The sequence below is a fragment of the Stenotrophomonas riyadhensis genome (assembly GCF_040256885.1).
In the GTDB taxonomy this organism is placed as follows: domain Bacteria; phylum Pseudomonadota; class Gammaproteobacteria; order Xanthomonadales; family Xanthomonadaceae; genus Stenotrophomonas; species Stenotrophomonas riyadhensis.
Genome location: NZ_CP155568.1, coordinates 613,163 through 634,470, shown reverse-complemented (window position 1 = coordinate 634,470; position 21,308 = coordinate 613,163). Strand labels below are relative to the sequence as shown.

At 67.0% G+C, this 21,308-nt stretch carries 14 protein-coding genes; 2 read left to right on the top strand and 12 right to left on the bottom strand.

Translation table 11 applies throughout. The features are described from left to right. Positions 1-57 precede the first annotated feature (57 nt). Positions 58-1,023, top strand: coding sequence for a DUF4434 domain-containing protein (locus SriyCCGPB3_RS02860; protein WP_110711024.1), 966 nt, complete (start codon positions 58-60; stop codon positions 1,021-1,023). Here SriyCCGPB3_RS02860 and SriyCCGPB3_RS02855 read toward each other — a convergent pair. The 8 genes from SriyCCGPB3_RS02855 to SriyCCGPB3_RS02820 all read right to left on the bottom strand — a co-directional run bounded on the left by SriyCCGPB3_RS02855 (position 1,017) and on the right by SriyCCGPB3_RS02820 (position 14,689). Then, the gene (locus tag SriyCCGPB3_RS02855) at positions 1,017-3,851 is read right to left on the bottom strand and encodes an NfrA family protein (RefSeq protein ID WP_110711023.1); all 2,835 of its coding nucleotides are present in this window, start codon (positions 3,849-3,851) and stop codon (positions 1,017-1,019) included. The genes SriyCCGPB3_RS02860 and SriyCCGPB3_RS02855 overlap by 7 nt on opposite strands. Beyond that, positions 3,848-5,995, bottom strand: coding sequence for a glycosyl transferase family protein (locus tag SriyCCGPB3_RS02850; protein WP_350259855.1), 2,148 nt, complete (start codon positions 5,993-5,995; stop codon positions 3,848-3,850). Before SriyCCGPB3_RS02850 ends, SriyCCGPB3_RS02855 begins: the two co-directional genes overlap by 4 nt. Before the next feature lie 6 nt (positions 5,996-6,001). Continuing rightward, positions 6,002-8,203, bottom strand: coding sequence for a hypothetical protein (locus tag SriyCCGPB3_RS02845; RefSeq protein WP_350259854.1), 2,202 nt, complete (start codon positions 8,201-8,203; stop codon positions 6,002-6,004). Beyond that, a complete protein-coding gene (gene wecB, locus SriyCCGPB3_RS02840; RefSeq protein WP_350259853.1) occupies positions 8,200-9,384 on the bottom strand; it encodes a non-hydrolyzing UDP-N-acetylglucosamine 2-epimerase in 1,185 nt (394 codons plus the stop codon). Before wecB ends, SriyCCGPB3_RS02845 begins: the two co-directional genes overlap by 4 nt. Before the next feature lie 266 nt (positions 9,385-9,650). Continuing rightward, positions 9,651-10,688: a fimbrial protein gene (locus tag SriyCCGPB3_RS02835; protein WP_110711019.1), complete on the bottom strand. Its 1,038-nt coding sequence runs from the start codon at positions 10,686-10,688 to the stop codon at positions 9,651-9,653. Then, entirely contained in the window at positions 10,679-13,243 is a 2,565-nt protein-coding gene (locus SriyCCGPB3_RS02830; RefSeq protein WP_164162128.1) for a fimbria/pilus outer membrane usher protein, read from the bottom strand. The genes SriyCCGPB3_RS02835 and SriyCCGPB3_RS02830 overlap by 10 nt, the downstream gene beginning before the upstream one ends. A gap of 92 nt (positions 13,244-13,335) precedes the next feature. Then, a complete protein-coding gene (locus SriyCCGPB3_RS02825; protein ID WP_153856271.1) occupies positions 13,336-14,064 on the bottom strand; it encodes a fimbrial biogenesis chaperone in 729 nt (242 codons plus the stop codon). An 85-nt stretch (positions 14,065-14,149) separates the two neighbouring features. Next, positions 14,150-14,689: a fimbrial protein gene (locus tag SriyCCGPB3_RS02820; protein WP_094000459.1), complete on the bottom strand. Its 540-nt coding sequence runs from the start codon at positions 14,687-14,689 to the stop codon at positions 14,150-14,152. A gap of 459 nt (positions 14,690-15,148) precedes the next feature. Between SriyCCGPB3_RS02820 and SriyCCGPB3_RS02815 the strand changes: the two genes are divergently transcribed. After that, positions 15,149-15,514, top strand: a complete 366-nt coding sequence (locus tag SriyCCGPB3_RS02815; RefSeq protein ID WP_014645902.1) for a hypothetical protein — start codon at positions 15,149-15,151, stop codon at positions 15,512-15,514. Positions 15,515-15,530: 16 nt separating this feature from the next. On the opposite strand, the gene pncB is transcribed toward SriyCCGPB3_RS02815, so the two are convergent. The 4 genes from pncB to gspD form a co-directional block, all read right to left on the bottom strand. Continuing rightward, a complete protein-coding gene (gene pncB, locus SriyCCGPB3_RS02810) occupies positions 15,531-16,712 on the bottom strand; it encodes a nicotinate phosphoribosyltransferase (RefSeq protein ID WP_110711016.1) in 1,182 nt (393 codons plus the stop codon). 106 nt (positions 16,713-16,818) lie between these two features. Continuing rightward, positions 16,819-17,658: a glycosyltransferase family 2 protein gene (locus tag SriyCCGPB3_RS02805; RefSeq protein WP_110711015.1), complete on the bottom strand. Its 840-nt coding sequence runs from the start codon at positions 17,656-17,658 to the stop codon at positions 16,819-16,821. Next, the gene (locus tag SriyCCGPB3_RS02800) at positions 17,655-18,506 is read right to left on the bottom strand and encodes a glycosyltransferase family 2 protein (protein ID WP_110711014.1); all 852 of its coding nucleotides are present in this window, start codon (positions 18,504-18,506) and stop codon (positions 17,655-17,657) included. Before SriyCCGPB3_RS02800 ends, SriyCCGPB3_RS02805 begins: the two co-directional genes overlap by 4 nt. Before the next feature lie 591 nt (positions 18,507-19,097). Then, positions 19,098-21,299, bottom strand: coding sequence for a type II secretion system secretin GspD (gene gspD / locus SriyCCGPB3_RS02795; RefSeq protein WP_153856269.1), 2,202 nt, complete (start codon positions 21,297-21,299; stop codon positions 19,098-19,100). Between the last annotated feature and the right edge of the window lie 9 nt (positions 21,300-21,308).

The window sequence follows — 21,308 nt, the reverse complement described above, 5'->3', positions numbered from 1 at the left end:
CTCTGGGATGATGCGGGCATGGTTCGGCCTGTCCTTCCCACGGATCCGTCTTCGCCGTTGCGCCGTCGATTGCTGCGCGCGGCGGTTCTGGCGCCGTTGGCCGGTACGCTCGCTACCCTGCCCGGCTGCTCGCTGCCGGTGCAGGTCGATGGCACCTTCCTGCAGCCGTGGCGCAGCCACCTGCAATGGGGCCTGGCCGACTGGCAGCGATCCTTGAAGCTTGCACGTACGCTGGGCTGCCGGCAGCTGGTGCTGCAGTGGACCGGCATCGTCGGTGGCAGCGACGGCGACTGGTCACTGCCCGACGGCAGCCTGCAGCAGCTGTTCACCGCGGCCAGCGAGAACGATATCCGCATCCGTGTCGGCCTGCCCTTCCAGCAACGCTGGTGGCAGGCCATCGGCGCAGACGACGCCACGCTGCAGGCGTTCCTGGCCGACAGCCTGGCGCATGCACGCCGCTGGTTGGCACAGGCGCCCTGGGCGCAGCAGCCGGCCTTCGGGGGCTGGTACCTGCCTTACGAACTGGAGCAGTACCACTGGGCCGATCCGGCCCGCCAGCAATGGCTGGCGCAGTGGCTGCAGGGGCTGGTGCAGGCCGCCAGCGCACGCGGCGGCGACTGCGCGATGTCCTGCTACTTCAGCCGCCTGCAGACCGATGGCAACCTGGTCACGCTGTGGCAGGCGCTACTCGCGCACGCGGCCGTGCGACCGATGGTGCAGGACGGCGTGGGGGTGGCCGGCGCTGGCAACGTGCAGCAGCTGCAACCGCTGCTCGATCATTTCCACGCGCACAGCATCGGCTTCGATGCGATCGTTGAGTTGTTCCGCGAACTGCCCGGCGGCCCCGCCGACGGCAGCGGATTCAAGGGCGAAACGGCCGATGCCGCACGCATCCAGCGGCAGTTGGCATGGGCACGCGACAGCGGCGCACAGCACGTGCTGGTCTATGCATTGGAGCCATGGCTGACCCAGGACACACCGCAGGCCGCAGCGCTGCGACGACGTTGGGGCCTGCCTCAGTAGTAGAGGATGGCGGTGGCGAACAGGCCCTTGGCGCGCTGCGTATCACCGCCGCCGATCGCGAAGCGGTACTGCACGGTCAGGTCCAGGTAGGAGCGCGGCGTGTTGTAGTGGTCCTCGCGGAACCAGTAGCGCACGCCCACGCCCGGTCCTGCGCCAAGTGACCAGCTGCGCTGCGTATCGTTGAGCGCGAACGACTGCGCCGGGAACAGCGGATAGCGGATGTCGCGCACGCGCGAGCGCTGGTCGAGCCAGTCCGCTCCCACCACCACATACGGCGTGACCACCCAGTGGGTCTGCCCTGCACCGAAGCGGAAGCTTCGCCCGGCACGCAGTTCACCGGCAGCGAACCACTGTTCGCGATGCAGGCGCCCGTTGGCATCGCCGATCCGCCGCACCGGCGTACCGTTGGCATCGAGCGCGTCGAGGGTGAAGGTGGCACCGTTGTCGTCCCAGGTATATCCCCCCTGCGCGTAGCCACTGACCATCCACCACTGGTTCACATCGGTGCGCAGATCGGTGCCGTGGTAATAGCCGTAGGTCAGGTAGGACATCCAGCCGCCGGAACCGCTGGCCAAGCGGTAGCGCGCCAGCGTGCTGGCTTCCAGTGGCCGGTTCAGTCCCAGCTGCAGGCGGCACTGCACGGCCGCCGATGCGGGGTAGACCTCACCCTGGCGGGTTGCGCTGCCCAGGAACTGGCGGCGCTCGATGCCGGCGCTCAGACCGGTCTGGCCAAATGCGTAGCGCAGGCCGAACGAGGCGATGGTGGACGGCCAGCCGGTGGTGGAGCGCGAATGACTGAGGCGCTCGGCGCGTGCACGCGCATCCGGCGTTGATTCGCCGGTGCACGGATCCACCGCACGGATCGATTCATAGGTGCCGCCTTCGTCGTACAGCGTATTGAGCAGGCGTGCGTAGAGCTCCAGCGTGCCATGCTGGTCATTGAACGCTGGTGGCCGCCAGAACGCCTCCAGCGTGCTGAACACCGAATCGCCCGGCGTGCTGATCGCCGCACCGCCGACATTGGTTGCGGCCTGGCGCGCGCCACGGAAACCCGCCGAAGCGATCACGCCCCACTCGCGCGAGTAATTGGCGATGGCATTGCGCACGTTGTAGCGCTGGTGCTCGTCCAGTGCCAGCTCACCGGCATCGGCGCGATCAATGGCGCTACGCAGCAGCGTCACCGCCTGTGGATGATCGCCGTTGGCCGCACTCGCGTACGCCTGGTCCAGCACCACGCTCTTCGGCGCCTTGCCGGTGGCCTCGGCGGCACGGAAGTCGGCCAGTGCCTGTGCCGGATCCCTGGCCTTCTGGTTGAGGTAGCCGCGCTGCATCAGTGCTCCTGCGTCATCAGGGTGCTGTGCCAGCGCCGTATCCAGCCGCCGCCGCGCTTCGTCCTGCTGGGCACGGTTGCCCGCTGCCAGCGTGGTGGTCAGCAGGCCTTGCAGGTTCGCGTCGTCCGGTGCGTGCTGCACCGCCTGCCGTGCCTCATCGATGGCGTCAGCGTAGTCCCGCCGCGCATAGGCAGCGTAGGCGCGCTGTGCGGCACCGCCATCCCCCTGCAGGTCGGCCGGCATCAGCTCGCAGACATTGCCTGTGTCGCCAGACTGGCAGTGCTGGAACGGTGCCGGGTAGGTCTGGGCGCTGATGCGGGGAAGCGCGCGACTGGAGCGGATCGCCCAGGCGCGTTGCTCGATGCCCTGCTGCAGCAGCTGCTGCGCGCGTGCATCGCCCGCATCCGTCGGCAATGCCGACTGCAAGGGTGCCAGCAGCGCCGCGGCGCGCGTGCGGTCGGCACTGGCCAGCGCCGCATCCACCGCCAGCAGGCGCACGTTGCGTTGCTGCGTTGTTGACCCCGGCGCGGCGAGTGCGGTGTCGAAGTCCTCATTGGCGAGCGCGGTATTGCCCTGGCGCTGGTGCAGGTAACCGCGCATGACCCGTGCATTGAGGTCGTTGGCATCCACCTGCAATGCCTGATCAGCACTGTGCTCAGCGTCGGCCAGCTGATCGCCCTGCAGCTGTGCGGTGATCAATAGCAGCCGGTATGAAGCCACGTCGGGGGCCAGGTCCACAGCGGCGTGCGCCTGCTCAATGGCGGCGGCATCCTCACCTGCGGACAGCGATTGATAGGCCTGCTGGGCCTGCCGCAGGGCGCGTTGGCGGTCCAGTGCCACGCGCCGCGCGCGTAGCGCCTCGACATTCGGTGCGCCCAACCGCAGCGCTGTGCTGATGGCGGCGTCGGCCTGTTCGGGCTGCTGTTGTGCCTCCAGCGCCGCCACCCACAGCAACGCCCAGGCACCCTGCGTCGGCTGCTGCCGGAAGGCCTGTTCGGCCTTGCCGGCCGCCTCTCCCATCCGCCCGGCGTCATAGGCCGCGTATGCCTCGGTGGCCAGCGCGTAGGCCTGCTGCCTGCTGCGGTCTGCGGCACTGCCGACCGGACGCGACGGGGATGTCGTGCGCGCACCTTTGCCGCCAGTCGCCGCGCCACGTGCAGCGGTGGCAGCCGCCAGCGCCGGCAACGCCGGATCCGTCAACCCCGCATCCAGTGCACGACGCGCCTGCTGCTGCGCTTCTGCGCCACGACCGAGCTTCTGCAGCGCATAGATCTGCAGCAGGCGCAGCCGCACCACGTCCGGGCGCAGCCGGATCGCTTCGCTGGACTGCTGGTAGGCTGCGCGGTAGTCACCACGCTCATACGCGGCAAACGCTTGTTCGGCGATACGGTAGGCAGCTCCAGACAATGGCAGCTGCGCATCGGCCTGGGCCTGTACCGATACGCTGGCCGTGGCCAACGCGACGGCAATGACGGTGGACAGCAGCGTGGTCTTCATGCCGGCAAGGCTCCGGGAGGCGGTGACTGCAGCGCGGCCGCACGCCGGCGCTGCTCCTGCATGGCCTGGGCCACAGCCTCTTCGGTGGTGATGCCCTGCTTCACCAGGTAATCGCCGATGCGGCCGTCGCGCTGCGGCATGTAGTCGTCCAGTGCGATCTCGAACCGCGCGTGGTCGATCAGGCGCATCTCCACCAGCAGGTCACCCAGCAAGGGCACGTTGTCCAGGTGCCACTGCCGGTCGCCACCGATCAGACGCAGACCCGCGTTGATCTCGCTTTCGCGGGCAATGTTCTGTTCGATGTGCTCGCTGCGGGTTTCCTGCTTCAGCAGTGCCAACGCCTCTTCGGGCAATGGGCTGGCCACCGCCAGCCGCAGGGTGCCTTGCTCGCGCGGCGGCAACGGCAGCATGCGCCATTGCACGCAGGCATCGGCACTGACCGGGAACTGGCAGGCGCGCAGGTAATCGACATCGATCACCGCGCGTGGCAGGTCGCCCTGGAATGCGATGGCCTCGGCCAGGGTTTCATCATCCAGCCAGCCCTGGGTGAGCAGGATGCGGCCCAGTGGCTGCTGCCGGCCGGCATGCTGCTGGTCCAACGCCTGCTGCAGGCGTTCGGGTTCCACTGCCTGCCAGGTGGTCAACAGCTCACCGAGCTGCTTGCGGGTCTGCACCAGCTGCGCGGCATCCGGGAAGTCGTGCATGGTCTTGTCCCAGACCATGCGCTTGCCGAACAGCAGGTAGGCCAGGAACACCTTCCATGCGCGTGCGGTGGCCATGAAATTGATCATGTTGCCAACCACCATGCGCGGGATCGACATCAGCGCATGCTCCCAGCCATACAGCCGGTTGACGAAGTAGAAGCGCTGCACGACCCGGGTCGCCAGCGCCGCCGTGGTCAGCAGCGCCACGTTCATCTGCCAGGTACCGGCCTGGAACACGCTGGGGAACTGCATCGTCCACAGCCCGGTCATCTTCAGCAGCCAGAACAGCAGCAGCTGCAGGAAGATGAGGTAGGCGATGATGCTGACGAACGAGGTGATGATGCCCTTGCGGTCACGCGCCAGCAGGTACTTGGTGGCCAGCGAGCCACGCCAGCCCAGCGACTCCCAGCTCTGCAGGCCGATGCCCAGCACCCAGCGCGCCTTCTGCCGGTACGACGCGCGGAAGTTGTCGGGGAAGTACTCGCGCACGCACAGCGCCATCTGCTGGGTGCGCTCGCGTACCGGGCCCCAGCCGAACCATGACGGGCGACGCACGCGGAACTGCACCGGGAAGCGCGCGAAGATCGACTGCATGCCCATCGCCGCAAGCCGCGCACCAACGTCGTAATCCTCGGTGAGGCTGTCGGTGTTGAAGGGCTGGTTGTCGGTCTGCGCGCTCAGCGCCAGCAGCGCGCGCCGCGAGAAGCAGGTACCGACGCCCGCCGACGGCACCATGCCGGAAACACTTTCACGCACCACCAGATCCTTGGCGTGCCATTCGGCGAACTCGTCCATGTAGACGCCGGCCACCAGCTCGTACCACTCGCGGTCCAGCGAGGTGACCGGCAGCTGGATCATGTCCTTGCGCGGCAGCAGGTAGTTGTAGAAGCGCAGTTCCATCGGGTGCAGCACGTCTTCGCTGTCGTGCAGGATCACCCCGGCGAACTCGATGTCGTGGCGCTTCTCGTAATCGAAGATGGCCAGGATCAGCCAGTTCAGGCAGTCGGCCTTGCTGGTAGGCCCATCATGCGGCACTTCCACGCGGCGCAGGCGCTTGTAGCGGCGGCGCATGCGCTCCACTTCGTCGATGGTCTGCTGGTCGTTGGGATAGGTGCCGACGAACACCACGTACTCACGGTAGTCGAGCACGTTGATCATGTTCTCCACCATCTGCGCGATGACGTCGTACTCCATCCACGCCGGCACCATGATCGCCAGCGGCTGTTCCGGCCGCTGCAGCAGGTCGTCCTGGGTCAGCGGCCGGTAGGCATCGCGGCGCTTGATCGTGAGTGCGCGCCAGCTCTCGCGCACCCAGTACCAGACATCGATGAACAGGTCATCGAGGCTGGAGATCAGGATCAGCACGGCCACCGCCGCCGCCGTGGTTTCCAGGACGGCGTAGTAGTTGGCCAGCTGGATGTTCCAGAACAGACCGTCCACGGCGGATCAGTGCCCTGCGTTGGCGGACTTGCGACGGCGCACCTGGGTGACGCGGGCGGCCAGCAGCGCGAACACGATCACGCCGACCAGCAGCAGCAACCAGACCATGTGCCGTTCCCACTTCGATTGCGGATTGCCGTCCTGCGCGATACGCGTGCCATAGGGATCCTGGCGATCGAATTCGCGCACGGCATCACTGCCGTCGAGCACGGCGAGATCGCCGCGCAGCAGCCGGAACGGCGCGCCGAACGACGGTGCCTGCGCACCGAGGTCGCTGTAGAGCACGCCCAGCTGGCCGCCGGACGACCCCACCTGCACCACGGCAGCACGATCCAGCCCGCTGACATCCAGCAGCGGCTGCGGCTTCCCGCCGATCAGCAAGTGCCCATCCTTCAGACCGGCCGCATCGACACCCGATGGCGCCACACCGAACGCCAGCCACGGCGCGCCCGGGCTGACCGCGGCACCGGCATCGACCACCTTCAGTTCCGATGCCTCCGGCGACGCGCTCACTGCACTGGCCACGGCGATGACCTTGCCCAGTGAGGTCGGCGCGTCCTGCAGCCAGGTGCCGGGCACGAACACCTGGTTGCCGCGCGACAGCTGGCTGCTGGCACCGACGAAGTCACTGCCCAGCGAACGCTTGGCCAGGGTCAGGTGGCTGCTGGGCAGGATCGAGACCGGGTAGCCGGTGGCCGGATCGTGGCAATAGGGGCGTGCCGGCTGGCGCAGGAAGCTGACGCGGATCTCGTTGCGCGCCGACAGGGCGTAGGCCGGCACCTTGGCCACCAGCCGTTGCGGCTGGCCGTTGGCCGCCAACACCTTGCCACCCAGCAGGTAATCGTTGAAGTAGATCGTCGCCACCGCACCCTGTCCGGCCGCGTTGGGTGCCGCCGAGACATCGATCACCACTTCCTCGGGCAGGCGCCCATCGGCCGACAGCGCGCCGAGGTCGAAACTCGCGCTGCGGTCGGCACGGGTGACGACATCCATCGTACCGGCGATGTTGCCGAGCCGGCTCAACAGCACCTGGTCACCGTCGAGCTTCGGCGTTCCCGCTTGGCTGACCTGCAGGCTGCGGCCCAGCGCGTAACTGCGCCACTGTTCGGCGAACAGTCCGGCGACCTTGCCCGCCGCCGCCGGGTCGACCACCAGCGTCGGGCGGCCGGCAACAGCGACCACGCTGACCGAGGCGTTGGCCGCGGGCTTTTCCAGGCCCCCCATATCGGTACCGCGCCATGCGGCGAAAGCAGTGCCCGCATCGGCACCCATAGCAGCAACCTGCGCGGCAAGCGCGTCCAGTGCCGCGCGTACGCCGGTCCGCAACGCTTCGCTGCCGATCATCACGTCAGCGGCCAAGGGCCCACTGTCACGCAACGACAGCAGCGCCCCCACTTCGGCCAGGTCCTTGATCGCATGCGTACGCTCGCCGGCAGCCAGCGTGGCATAGGCCGGCATGCCCTGCAGGCTGGCCGGGATGCTGATGCCGGTCAGGTCGACGCTGTCACCGACCTTGGGCAGCGCCACCACCTGCACCTGCTTGCCGCCGGCCTGCAACGCGGTACCGATGCGCCAGGCGGCGTCGTAGGCCGGCGCCTGCAGCGCCTTGCCATCCACCAGCAGCCGCACCTGCGGTGGCAGCGCGCCCCAGGCCTTGGCCACGGTATCCACGGCACGCCCATCGAAGCGGTAGCTGAAGCGCGAGTCCGGCGACAGCCGCAGCACGTTGGCCGGCGCGCTCTGGTCGGCACATTGGTAGTCGGAGACGATCGACCACCAGCCGACGCCGACCCGCACGAAACCGTTCTGGCGGGGTTCGCCATCGATGGCCAGCAGCTGGCTGGCGTCGCCCTGCGCGTCGGTGATCGAGCGCGCGGCGATCGGATCGCCATCGACCGACCACAGGCCCGAGGTGCGCCCGGCGTGACCGCGCACATAACGCCCGTCCAGCTGCAGTTGCGCATCGCGGGTGGCGACGCCGGCCGGCACCGGCAGGTAGACCTCGCGCTGGCTCTCCTGCCCGCTCAGCACCAGCGGTTGGCGGAAACCAAGTTCGCGCAGGGTCATCTGCCGGTTCACCGTGCTGTCGCCGCTCCATTCGGCGAACTGGCCGGCGACGTTGTCGGCGGCATGGGCAGTGCCGACCACGCCCGACAGGACGAACGCGGCGGCGGAAACAAACAGGGGAGAGCGGCCGGTCTGGGTCATGGCGTCACTTCATGCGGATGGGGGTGGGCGGCACCGCCGCTGCGGAGACCGGGCGAGAATTCGGGAAGCGGCGTGCCGCGCAGGGCAGCGACGATGCGGGCGCTGGCGCGGCCGTCCCCGTAGGGACTGGCATCAGGCTCGAAGCGGGTCGGCTGCGGTGGCTGGGCCAGTGCCGCATTGACCCCCTCGACGATGCGCGAGGGCGTGGTACCGACCAGCGTCACCACACCGGCCTCGACCGCCTCCGGGCGCTCGGTGACGTCGCGCATCACCAGAACGGGTCTGGCCAGCGCGGGCGCTTCTTCCTGCACGCCCCCGGAGTCGGTGAGGATGACGTCCGCACGCTGCATCAGGCGCACGAAGCGCAGGTAATCCTGCGGTGGCACCAGGTGCACGTTGTCGAGGTGGCCGAGGTGGGCGTTGACCGGGCCCTGCACGTTCGGGTTGAGGTGCACCGGGTACAGCACCTGCAGGTCCGGCCGCCGCGCCAGTTCGGCCAGCGCGCGGCAGATGTCCTCGAAGCCCTGGCCGAAACTCTCGCGGCGATGGCCGGTGACCAGCAGCAGCCGACGGCCGGGGTCAAGCATGTGGAAGGGCTGATCGGCATGGGCTCGCAGTGCCGGATCGGCATCCAGGCGCTCTACGGTCTGCTGCAGGGCATCGATGACGGTGTTGCCGGTGACCAGGATCTGCCCGCCCAGATGCTCCCGGGCCAGGTTGGCGCGCGAGCTGGGGGTGGGCGCATACAGCTGGTGGCCGACCACATCGATCACCCGCCGGTTCATTTCCTCCGGCCAGGGCCGGTTGATGTCGCCGGTGCGCAGGCCGGCCTCGACGTGGCCGATCGGGATGCGGTGATGGAACGCGGCCAGCGCCGCAGTCATCGCCGTGGTGGTATCGCCATGCACCAGCACCCGGTCCGGGCGCACCTGCGTGTAGAGCGCGTCAAGCCGCTCGAACAGCTTCGCGCACAGCCCATTGAGGGTCTGGTTGGGCACCATGACATCCAGGTCATGGTCGGCAGTGATCTCGAACAGCGACATCACCTGGTCCAGCATCGCCCGGTGCTGGCCGGTGATGCAGACCACCGATTCGATGTCCGCAGCCCCCGCCAGGGCCCGTACCAGCGGCCCCATCTTGATCGCTTCCGGCCGCGTGCCGAACACCGACAGGACCTTCATGGCAGCGCTCCGGAAGGCCGGTGCGACGAGGGGCAGGCAGCTGTAGCCACGTCTGGATCCTTTCGATGATCTCGTCCAATACCCGCAGGCAGGAGACGGTCATCTCATGAGGAAACTCCAAATTCGCGACATACATCACATTAAGTCGACTGTATGCGCGTCGTGGCATCGATCTTCATCGTTGCAGGATCAAGACGCAGTCAACGCCGCCCGTGGAACGGACGACGTTGCGGTGGAACGCAGCAGTGGCGCGGCCTGCGGCCGCCTTACTCGTACTGGATGGTGAACGTGGCCTGGCCGTTCGCGACACCGGCGCCGACGGTGCCGGCCTGGGTCTGCACATAGCGTGCACGCAGCGGCAGTGCCATCACGCTGGTACCCGGCGCGGTGGTGCCGACGTTGATGGTCTGGCCGAAGCGCACTTCGCGCTCGGTGCTGCCATCGCGCTGGACCATCTGGATGCCGATGCGGGTGGCGCTGTTGCTGGCCGCGCTCAGCTTCAGCACGCCCGGCATGTTCGAGCTGTCCTGGTCGGCATCGAGGCGGATGCCGATCTTGCTCTGGTAGGCCGCGACATTGCTGCCCTGGCAGTTCAGGCGGATCTCGAAGTCACGATCAACGGCCTTGGAGCCGACACCGGTGAAGGTGGTGTTGGCCACGCTGCCGAAATCGACGGCAATGTTGCGGCTGCCAGCCTGCACTTCGCAGGTCGGGCTGACCACGGTGGTGCCCGAGCCCTTGAAGGTCGAGGTCAACACGGGACGTCCGGGGCCATCGCCGTCGAAGTAATACGTGGTGAAGCGGCCATTCGGCGCGATCACGCCGGAACCGGTCTGAGCGGCAGTCTTGATCAGCTGGATGCGGAAGCGACCGCCGATCAACGTAACCGTCGAATTGCCGCCGAAAGTGAGCTGATGCGGGTAATAGACCTGGATCGAACCCGAATCACGGAACAGTTTGATGCCCACGCCAGGAACATCGGTTTCATACGTATCCGAGAAGCCCGGCACCGGGCGCTTCTGCGCAGCGTTGACGTACTCACCGATCGAACGGCCTCCGGACCAGTAGTCACAGCTGGCAACCCGGTCACGCTGGTTGATCGATTCGCTGATTTCCTTGATCACGCCACCGACCGGCGTGCTGGGCAGGATCACGATCTGTCCCATGTCCATGGTGACGTCCTGCGCAACGAAACCGTTGATCTGGATGCGGCAGGCCGCACTGGCCTGCTGTGCCAGCAACACACCGCCCAACAATGCGAGGCCGGCGAGTGCCTTGCGGCCACGGGAAGAAATCATCGGCATGCTGCCTCCAGCGGGATGAAGCCGGTCTTGGACGCATCGGCGCCTGCCGGTACCTGGTAATCGACGGTGCAGCGCTGGTCGGCGCCGGCGCCCCACTCCACCAGCAGGCTGCCCTGGTTCTTGTCACTGCGCACGTACAGGCGGCCACCCTGGCTGACCATGCCCACCGGCTGGCCCTGCTCGTCCTTGACCTGTGCACCGAACGGCATGGTGCGGCCATCGGGGTTGCGGACCTGGATCAGCAGCGCGTTGCCCTTGCGGGTATCGAAGCGCAGGTAGCTGATCGCACCGGCGAACGGCGCGACCGACTGGCTGGTGCTTTCCAGTTCGACGTCGTGGGCCATGCCCTGCGGGTCGAGGGTGACGGTGTTGAGGCGGTACGGCGACACGTACGGCACCACGGCGTAGCCACGGCCATCGACGCGCAGGCCCGGGGCGTTGCTGACGATCGCATCGCGCGCACCCGGTGCTTCGACCAGCACCATGGTGTCGCCACGCTGCGGGGTGAAGGTAAAGCCGCCCGGATGCACGACCACGCTGCCGTTGGCGCCGACCGAGGCCTGGCGGAAATCACGCGAGTGGCTGTAGGTGGCGTTCAACGCGGAGTAGCGGCTGCGGTACTCGGCATTGCCGACCGCGGTGGTGCCACCTTCGCGGGAATCGGACAGGGCCACGCCGTAGCTGAAGTTGTTGTCGACGCCGGTCGAACCGGTGATGCCGACGCGGCTGTTGTCGTAGCCACCGCGGTCGCGCACGCCGAGATCGGCGCTGAACGACACCGGGTGGGTGCCACGGCCCAGCGGCACGCTCATCGACAGCAGGTACTGGGTGTCGGAGCGGCCAAGCACGCCCTCTTCGGTGCGCAGCGCCGAGAAGCCGTAGTTCACCGAACGCCAGGCATTGTTGTAGCCGACCTGGTACTGCTTGGAGGTGCCGGAACGGTCGTAGAAGTCACGCACCGAGCCGGTCACGTACAGCGCGCCGCCGCGACGGCCCAGCGGCTGGTTCAGCGTTACCTGGAACTGGCTGCGCTGACGGCCACGGGTGGTCGGATCGATGCCGCGCTTGTCCGAATCACGGCCATACAGCGCGTCCTGCAGGCTGTAGAAGCCCTCGGTCGAATAACGGTAGGCGGCCAGCGTCAGGTTGGTCCCGGTCTCGCCGATCATGTTGCTGTAGCTCAAGCGCACGCTGGCACCGGTGTGGTCGCCATAGTGGTCGAACGAGGTGCGTGCATGAGTGACGTCGGCGGCGAAGGCGCCGACCGGCGTGGACAGGCCGACACCGTACAGCAGCGACAGGTAGCCATCGCTCAGCGCCGTGCCGCCGTACAGGGTCAGCTGGTTGCCGATACCGCGCTGGTAGGTGCCCTGCACCAGCCACGGCTCATCGGCCAGCAGCTTGTTGCGCACCTGGCCGGCGGTCAGCGCGTAGCGCGACACGCCTTCGCGCAGCATCTGCGGCACCGAACCGAACGGCACCTTGAATTCGCGGCGGCGGCCATCGGCCTCGATCACGCTCACTTCCAGGTCGCCGCCGTAGCCGGTCGGGTACAGGTCGTCGATGACGAAGCTGCCCGGCGACACGGTGGAGGAATAGATCAGCTGCTGGTTCTGGCGCACTTCAACGCGTGCGTTGGTTTCGGCAATGCCGCGCACGACCGGCGCGTAGCCGCGCAGCGAATCGGGCAGCATGCGGTCATCGCTGGCCAGGCTGGCGCCGCGGTAACCGATCGAATCGAACAGTTCGCCGGTGGTGTAGGCCTCACCGATGGTGAGCATGCCGCGCACCTGCGGGATGCCGCGCTGTGCGTAAGTGGCGATGCTCTGCCAGTGGCGGCCGTTGCCTTCGGACCAGGTCAGGTTGGAATCGTGGCGGAACTGCCAGCCCCCCAGGTTCAGGCCGGCGTTGAGGCCGAGGTAGGCACTGCGGTTGCGCTGGCCACCCTCGACGCGGCTGTCGCTGTCGATGGCGTTGAAGCTGTAGCCGACGAAGCCGGCATTGATGCCGCGGTCCCACAGCGAAGGATTGACGTAGCCACGCGCTTCACGACGCAGGAACACCTGCGGGATGCTGAGGTCGTAACGCAGGTTGCCGCTGTCATAGATGCCGTAGGCATTGGCCATGCGCCGCTGCACCGGCACGCAGCTGGTCTTGTCGGTCGGCACGGACGGATCCTGCTGCAGCAGCACGGCCTCGCTGTCCACGCCCATTTCTTCCAGCATCGGCAACGGCAGGCAGGCGTCGACACGGCCCTGCTCATCGGCCTTGAACTGCAGGTCGCGGCGGCCCTGCCAGCCACCGTTGACGTAGACGTCGACGCGGTAGGTGCCGGCCACCATCGGGTTGCCATTGGTGAAGGACGCCAGATCGACCTGCTTGGCCTGGCCGGACAGGAAGCTGGAGTTGAACTGGGCCGACTCGGGTGCACGCGCATTGGCCGCACCGCTCTGCGCCATCAGCGCCTGTTCGCCGAGATTGGCCGGGGCAGCCAGCGCCCATCCTGGGCAGGCCACGCCAGCAACCAGCAGGCAGATCGCCTGATGGATCGACAATGTCAATCTGTTTCCGATCACACTGACATTCCTTCAATTCGCCGCACGGCGGCGGTGGCGGGATGCGCAGGCCCAAGTCCCGCGCGGCGCGTTCAGCCCCCGGTGCTGCCGAGGCGGACCTTGTGTTCCACCCGACCGCCGTAATCGTTGATGGTGATGAAGCGCACCTGGTCGGAGCCCGCCGGTGCGGTGAACTCCAGGCTCTGCTTCGGCGCGACCATCGCGCCCTTGTCTTCGACGGTCTTCTCGCTGCTGCCGGTCACGGCATGCACTTCAGCCAGCGTGACGTGGAAGGGGCTCGGGTTTTCCACCCGCAGGCGGTCGCCAGTGCGGGTCCAGCGCAGCGCTGCCGGCGCGTCGTTGGCGACGCCCTTCAGGCCCTGCGGCCGGTAGAAAAGCTTCAGCCGCGAACGGAACGCGACCTGCAGGTAATTCTGGTCACCGCTGTCGGCGTTGTCGGGCGACGGCGGCACGTCCAGCACGTTCAGCCAGAACACCGACTCGCGGTCGGTCGGCAGCTGCGCGCCGGAGAAGATCAGGCGCAACGCCTGGCTGCGGCCCGGCTCGACGCGCGCGATGGGCGGCGTCAGTACGAACGGGGCATCGCTGGTATCAGCGGTCTGGTTGGCGTCGCCGCTGTCGATCCAGGCCTGCACCAGCGCCGGCGATTCGCCCACGTTGTCGACCTGCACGGTGACTTCGCGCGCCTGCGCCGGATAGATCACTCGCGTGCCGTTGACCACCACGCCGGCCAGAGCGTTCTGGCAGAAGGGCAGCGTGAACGCTGCCAGCAGCAGCGCCCGGGGAAAGATTGCTTTCATCGGAAGTACTACGCTCGAGGGGTGTGGCCAGAGGCCGCGGAGCACTGGCCGGCGCGTACGCCGGCCAGTGCGGGTACGGCTACGATCAGTTGTAGATGATCGTGTACTTGACGCTGCTGGTGACGTCGCCCGGGGTGGCGGCGGCAGTGGCGTAGTACTCAGCGTAGTAGTTCAGATCGGCCGAGCCGTCGGTGCCGACGGTGACCCACTGCGAGTTGGTCTGGGCCAGGCCAGCGCCGGCAGCCTTGATCGGCAGGAACTGGTTGTTCGAACCCAGCAGCTGCAGCTGCACGTTGGTGGCAGCGTTGGCCGAGGACTGGTTGACCAGGCGGCCGCTGTTGAAGTCGACGGTCGAACCCGGCTCGAAGTAGGTCGCGACGTTGCCGGCGCTGCACTTGGTCAGGTTGATGGCGAACGGGGTACGGCCCGCAACGGCACCGGCGGTGGCCAGAGTGTTCTTGGACACGGTCGGCAGGTTGACGGCGAAGTCCTTGCCGCCCGGGGTCGAGATGGTGCAGGTCTTGTCGGTGACCTTGCCATTGAAGGTGATGGTGCCGTCGGCGGCGTTGGCGGCCAGCGGAGCGGCGGCCAGCATCAGAGCGGCAATGAGATTGATCTTGTGCATTCGCTTTTACCTAACCCTACTGAAGAGATGAGAAGTAGAGGAGGAAGCAAGGAGCACTGCCGGGCTATCAAGACCCATCCTTGCGTCTCACCTGTGGCCGGACTCGGACATACCTTCCCCTGAATCCGTGACGCAAGTATAGGCGCAACTGTGATGAAAGTCTCATTATTTTTCTGAACGCCAATTCATTGACGCATTAAATGTGACGTGGTAGGCAGAATGGGATCCCGACGGGCATGGAGGATTTGACGGCGACGCGATCAGGTCGCGAACGGCCCTGGATGACGGGTTGAGCGGCGCGTTCGGCATGCGCGAAAACAGGCCTTTTTCAGGTGGAAATCGCCTTATTTGATGCGCATCACTCTTTCTTGGTGATGGCCCTAGCAGATTCGGATTTGTCCTATTAAAGACGGATCGAACCTGTCGCTAACTAGGACACACCGAACCAGAGAACGTGTCATGAGGAATTCCATTCTGCTGTGTGTGGCCCTGATGTCCGTCAGTGCACTGGCCCAGGCCAGCAGCGGCAGCATCCGTTTCAGCGGCCGTATCGCCGAGCCGGGCTGCACGACGAACCTGTCCCAGGGTGAGCTGAGCCTGGCGGCCTGCCCGCCGTCGGCCAAGGGCTCGACGGTGGCCGTGACGGCACTGGCCGATGGCCAGGCCGCGACGCTGCGCGATGGCAAGCGTCAGGGCCAGAAGCTGTCGGTGTCGGCCAGCGCGATGCGCGCCGGCGATATCGCCTTCTCCGAGCGCTACAGCGTGCAGGCTTCGAAGCAGCAGCCGCTGCAGGGTGCTTACCTGGTCGTGGTCGACTACCTGTAAGCCCTGCCGGCCGGTATTACTCCGGCTGCGGCAACTCGAACACCTGGCGCAGATAGGCCAGATAGCCGGGATCGTCGCACATGCTCTTGCCCGGCGAATCGCTGAGCTTGGCCACCGGCTGGCCGTTGCAGCGGACCATCTTGATGACGATGTTGAGCGGCGTCGGGCCCAGATCATTGGTCAGGTGGGTGCCGACGCCGAACGCGACCTGGCAGCGCCCCCTGAAGTAGTCGTACAGGCGCATCACCTTGGCGATGTCGAGCCCGTCGCTGAACACCAGCACCTTGCTGCGCGGATCGACGCGGCGCTGCTGGAAGTGCGCAAGCATGCGGTCACCCCAGTCGAACGGATCGCCGGAATCATGGCGCACGCCGTCGAACAGCTTGCAGAAGTACATGTCGAAGTCGCGCAGGAACGCATCCAGGCCGACCACGTCGGACAGCGCGATGCCCAGATCGCCGCGATACTCGCGCGCCCACGACTCCAGTGCCGCCACCTGCGAATCACGCAGGCGCGGGCCCAGTGCCTGGAACGCCTGCAGGTACTCATGGGCCATGGTGCCGTGCGGGGTCATGCCGTACAGGCGGGCGAAGTGCACGTTGCTGGTACCGACCAGCTGCGGGCCGAGCGCATCGCGCAGCAGCGGCAGCAGGCGGGCGTGCCAGTCACGCGAGTAGCGTCGACGGCTGCCATAGTCGGCGATGCGGCATTGCTCGAAGCCGGGGGTATCGCGCAGCAGCGCGGCCTTGGCCTGCAGGCGGCGCTCGCCCTCGGCGAAATCGGCCGTGGTGGTGTTGCGGAACCAGACTTCGTTGATGATCGCCAGCAACGGCACTTCGAACAGGATGGTGTGCAGCCACGGACCGGTGATGTCCAGTTCGATCTCGCCGGGCACGGTCTTCGAGGCGCGCAGCTGGATGTACTTGCGGTCGAGGTGGAACAGGCCGAGGAAATCGGCGAAGTCCGGCTTCACGAAGCGCAGGCCACGCATGTAATCCAGCTCCGCATCACTGAAGCGCAGGCTGCACAGGTGGTCGATCTCTTCGTCGATCTGGTCGATGTAGCGGGCCAGGTCGATGCCGGGGGTGCGGCACTTGAACCGGTACTGCACCTGGGCGCCGGGGTGCTGGTGGAGCACCGCCTGCATCATGGTGAACTTGTACAGATCGGTGTCGAGCAGGGACTGGATGATAGGCATGGGGCGGATTATGCGCCCGGCGGAGTGAACCGTGGGCGCGCCCGCCTTCCGTAGAGCCGAGCCCACGCTCGGCTGGATGTTGCCTGAGCCGAGCGTGGGCTCGGCTCTACAACGACCTGCGCAGCAGCCTCGGCACCAGCATCAGGGCATGCGCCCAGATCGCGCCCCACACCGCCACGCGCACCGGCAGCGAGCGCTGCCTGGCCTCGAACTTCTGGAAATAGCGCCACAGGCCCTTGTGCTTGTGCCATTCAACGAAGAACGGCCGCGAACGGCTGGAGACACCGCGCACGTGGGTGACATGCAGGTCGTTGGCGATCGCCACCACCGCGCCGGCCTCGCGTGCGCGGCGGCACAGGTCCAGGTCCTCGGCGTGCAGGCGGTAGCCCGCGTCCCAGCCGCCGATGCGCTCGAACAGTGCGCGCGGCATCATCAGCAGCGCACCGGACAGGGCCGGCACCCGCTGCAGCGCCTGGTGCGGCTCACGCGGCACCGCCAGCTTCGAACCCTTCCCGGGCGAACGCAGCATCAACAGGAAATCCGGATCACGACGGCGTACCGCCTCGTCGGCATGGCCATGCTCGTCCAGCTGCTCAACACCCAGCAGGCAGTCGCCCAAGGCTTCGGCACGGCGGCGCAGTTCAGCCAACGTATCCGGCTCGACCATCAGATCCGGGTTGATGAAGGCCAGCCACGGGCTGTGCGAATCGGCCACGCCCTGGTTGTTGGCGGCGGCAAAGCCGGGATTGTCCGGATTGCCGACGAAGCGCACGCGGGGGTCGTGGCTGGCATGCCGCTGCACGATGTCCAGCGTGCCATCCATCGAGCCATTGTCGATCACCCGGATCTCGGCCACGTCCTGCGCCTGGCGCAGGCGCGAGAGGCAGGCGTCGATGGTGCTGCCACTCTGGTAGGTGACGACGATGGCGGCAATGGCAACATTCAAACGGGTGGCTCCGGCGCGGACGGGACGAACAGGTCGCCCTGTTCCTTCGGCATTATCGCCTGCCGCATGCGCTGCTGCAGGTCGGCGCGCAGCCCGTGCAGCGGGTCGTGCATCAGGAAGTCCGCCAACCGAGGCACCCAGCCCGGCCAGCGCGCGGCCAGTGCTTCGAGATCGCCGTCACGGCTGACCGCCTCCCCTGCCCGGCTGACGAAGGCGGTCTCGCACAGCACGTTGCGCCAACCCAATCCGGCCATGCGCAGGCTGAGGTCGACCAGCGCCGCGTTCCAGCCGGCATAGCTGTCCACGTCCAGGCCACCGGCACGACGGCGCGCGTTGCCACGCACCAGCACCGCGTGGGTGACCGCCGACGGCAGCTCCGGGTGCAGCGTTGGCAGGCTCGCGCAGGTCTGCGCCAGCAGGTCCGGATCTTCAGGCTCGGGATTGATTTCGCCCAAGCGCGGCCAGGCGGAGGTTTCACCGGCGTTGCACCAGGGGGTTGCGGTTGCGATGGCCGCGTCGCGGGCAAAGGCATCCTGCAGCTGCTGCAGCCAGCCCGGTGTCGGCATGCTGTCCGGTGCCAGCACCGCCACGTCGAGGCCATCGCAGGCGCGCAGCATTTCATCGAGGTGGGCGACTTCGCCCAGCGGCCGTGCGCGCCGGGTGTACTCGGCCTGCAATGGCGTATGTGCCAACCAGTGTTCCACCACCGCCTGCGCACGCGGCCCGGTCTGCGCGTCGTCGGCCAACCAGACCGCGGTTCCCGGCGCGGTGCCGGCATCCAGCGCAGCCAGGCAACGATCCAGTGCAGCATCGTCCACGCACAGCGGCAACAACACGATCGCCCCCATCCCGCCTCCGTGGTTGTCGGTAGCCACAGCCTAGCACTGGGAGGGTATCGGCCGGGTTGCACCCGGCGCCCGCAGAGGCCAGAGCCAGAGCCGAAGCAACAGCCGGAGCAAAAGCTGGGTTCCTGGGGGATGGCGGGGTGGGTCCGGTTGCGGGGGACGCCGTAAACCCGTCCATGGGGGCTTGGCCGCGGCATCCATGCCGCGGACACCCCCGCAACCGGACCCACCCCGCCTTCGACAGTTGCCTGCGATCTGCCGGGCATTGCTTTCTGTAGAGCCGAGCCATGCTCGGCTCAGATCTCACAGATATCGAAATATTCGATTTCGATGGAGCGTCTTCCACGCATGATGTGGATCCAGCGTGTCGACCAAGGTCGACACCTACCAACAGCCGCGGGAATCTGTCAGAGGTGGGGCGGTGTGGGTTGGCAGGACCGTTGGCGCCATGGATGGCGCCATCGAGCCCCCAGGGACGGGTTTACGGCGTGTCCTGACAACCCACACCGCCCCGCCATCCCTCAGTAAACCCGCTGTTGCTGTTGCTATTGCTCCAGCCTCTGCGGGTGCCGGGCGCAGCCCGGCCGTAACCCCTTACTTCTTCGCGCGCGGCTGGTTCAGCGGTTCCATCGCGCGGAAGCGCTGGCTGTACTCGTCGGTCAGGGTGCGTGCTTCCTGCCCGTTGCGCACGATGCTCGGGGTCAGCAGCACGATCACCTCCGAACGACGGCTGGTGCGACTCTTCTGCCCGAACAGTGCACCCACCACGGGAATCCGGCTCAGGCCAGGAATACCGCTGCTGCCATCGGTGGCCGTGTCGGTGATCAGGCCGGCCAGCATGATGGTGTCCCCGCTCTGCACCGCCGCTTCGGTCGACAGCTTCTTGGTGGAAATACGCGGGTTGCAGTTGCGCTCCGTCGGATTGCAATTGTCCGGCACGTTGGAGGCACTGCTCACTTCCTGCACGATGTCGAGGAACACGGTGCCATCACGGGTCACGCGCGGCCGCACCTTCAGGATCACGCCGGTGTCGATGTACTGCACCGAGCTGTAGGTGCCGGCGCCGATACCGGTGTTCACCGTGGTGGTGTTGATCGGCACCTTGTCGCCTACGTTGAGCGTGGCCTCGGCGTTGTTGCGCACGAACACCGAGGGAGTCTGCAGCAGGCGTACATCGGTGACCTTGTCCAGCGCGCTTACCACCGCTGCGCCATTGTGCCCGGTGAACGCCCAGCCCAGCCCTTCGCCGGCGGTTGCGGCACCGGCGAAGCTGCTCCAGGAGCCGCCGGCAGCCGCCGGCAGGGTCACGCCACTCAATGCGCCGGTCAGCGCCCGCCCGGCCACCGCGTTGTCGAAGAACCAGTTCACGCCGTACTTCAGGTCCCCCTCCAGTGCGACCTCGGCCACCTGCGCTTCGATATGCACCTGCAGCGGCATCACGTCCAGCTTCTCGATCACTTCGCGGATCGAACGCCAGGCCTGCGGGGTCGAACGCACCAGCAGGGTGTTGGTTTCCTCCACCGCCGACACGCCCACGCGATCGCCTTCCACTTCCAGGCTGACGCTGACATTGCCGGACTGGCGCTGCGGCAGGTTCATGCTGCCGTTGCCGGTGCCACTGGAACCACTGCCCGACGTCGAACCGAAATTGCTGCTGTTGTTGCTGTCCATGCCACGATCACCGTCGCTGCCCAGCTGCGACGGCATCGCGCCCGGTGCCAGCGATGCAGGGCTGGAGCCGCCGCGGTTGCCACTGCTGGCGAACGCTTCGCTGAGGCGCTCGGCCAGGTCACGTGCCTTGATGTAGCGCAGCTCGTAGGAGAACAGGCGCGCACTGCCACCGGCCGTATCAATACGGTCCAGCCACTGCTGGATCTGGTCCAGGTAACGCACCTGCGGGGTGATCACCAGCACCGCGTTGGCATTTTCCAACGGCAGGAAGCGGAACATGCCGGCGCTGGGCGTCTTGCTCTCCTCGCCGAACACTTTTTCCAGGTCGGCGGCGACCTGCTCGGCCTTGCCGGACTGGATCGGGAACACGCCCACCGACATGCCCGAGAGCCAGTCAACGTCGAAGATCTCGACGGTGCGCATGTAGTTTTCCAGCTCGGCGCGGGTACCGCCCAGGGTGATCACGTTGCGGCCACTGTCGACGTTGACGATGGCGTTGGGCCGCGCATACGGCTCCAGCACCTTCTTCATCTCGGTGGCGGAGATGAACTGCAGCGGGATCACACGCACTTCGAAACCGCGCGCGCTGGCAGCCGGCGCCGTGCTCGGTGCGACGGTACCGGCCAGCGCCTGATCGGCGGCGACGATGTTGTAGCGGCCGCCGCTGTACACCATGCGGGCGTTGTTCCAGCCCAGCACCATTTCCAGCAGGTTCAACGCCTGCGCCGGCGACACCGGCTTGGGCGTCGCCAGCGTGACCGTGCCCTGCACCCCGGGTGCGATCACGTAGTTCTGGCCCAGCATGTCACCGAGGATGGCCTTGACCACCGCGTGCACCGACTCGCCTTCGAAATTGAAGGTCGCCTCACCGGTGCTGGCGCCATGCAGTGCCGGTGCCGGAGCGCGGGCCGCTTCGCGGTTGATCATGGTGCCGGTGCCACGTCGGATCACCGCCTGCGGAGCGCCCTGGGCGTCACGGGCAGCGTCAGCGGCGACTTCGGCCGCTTGGCCGGCCTCGGCAGTGGGCGACAGATTGCCCTTGCGCTGCACATGCGGCGCGGACACGGTGCTGCAGCCGACCAGCAGCGCGAGGGCAAAGGACCAGGGAAGGAAACGCAGGCTCATGCATTCACT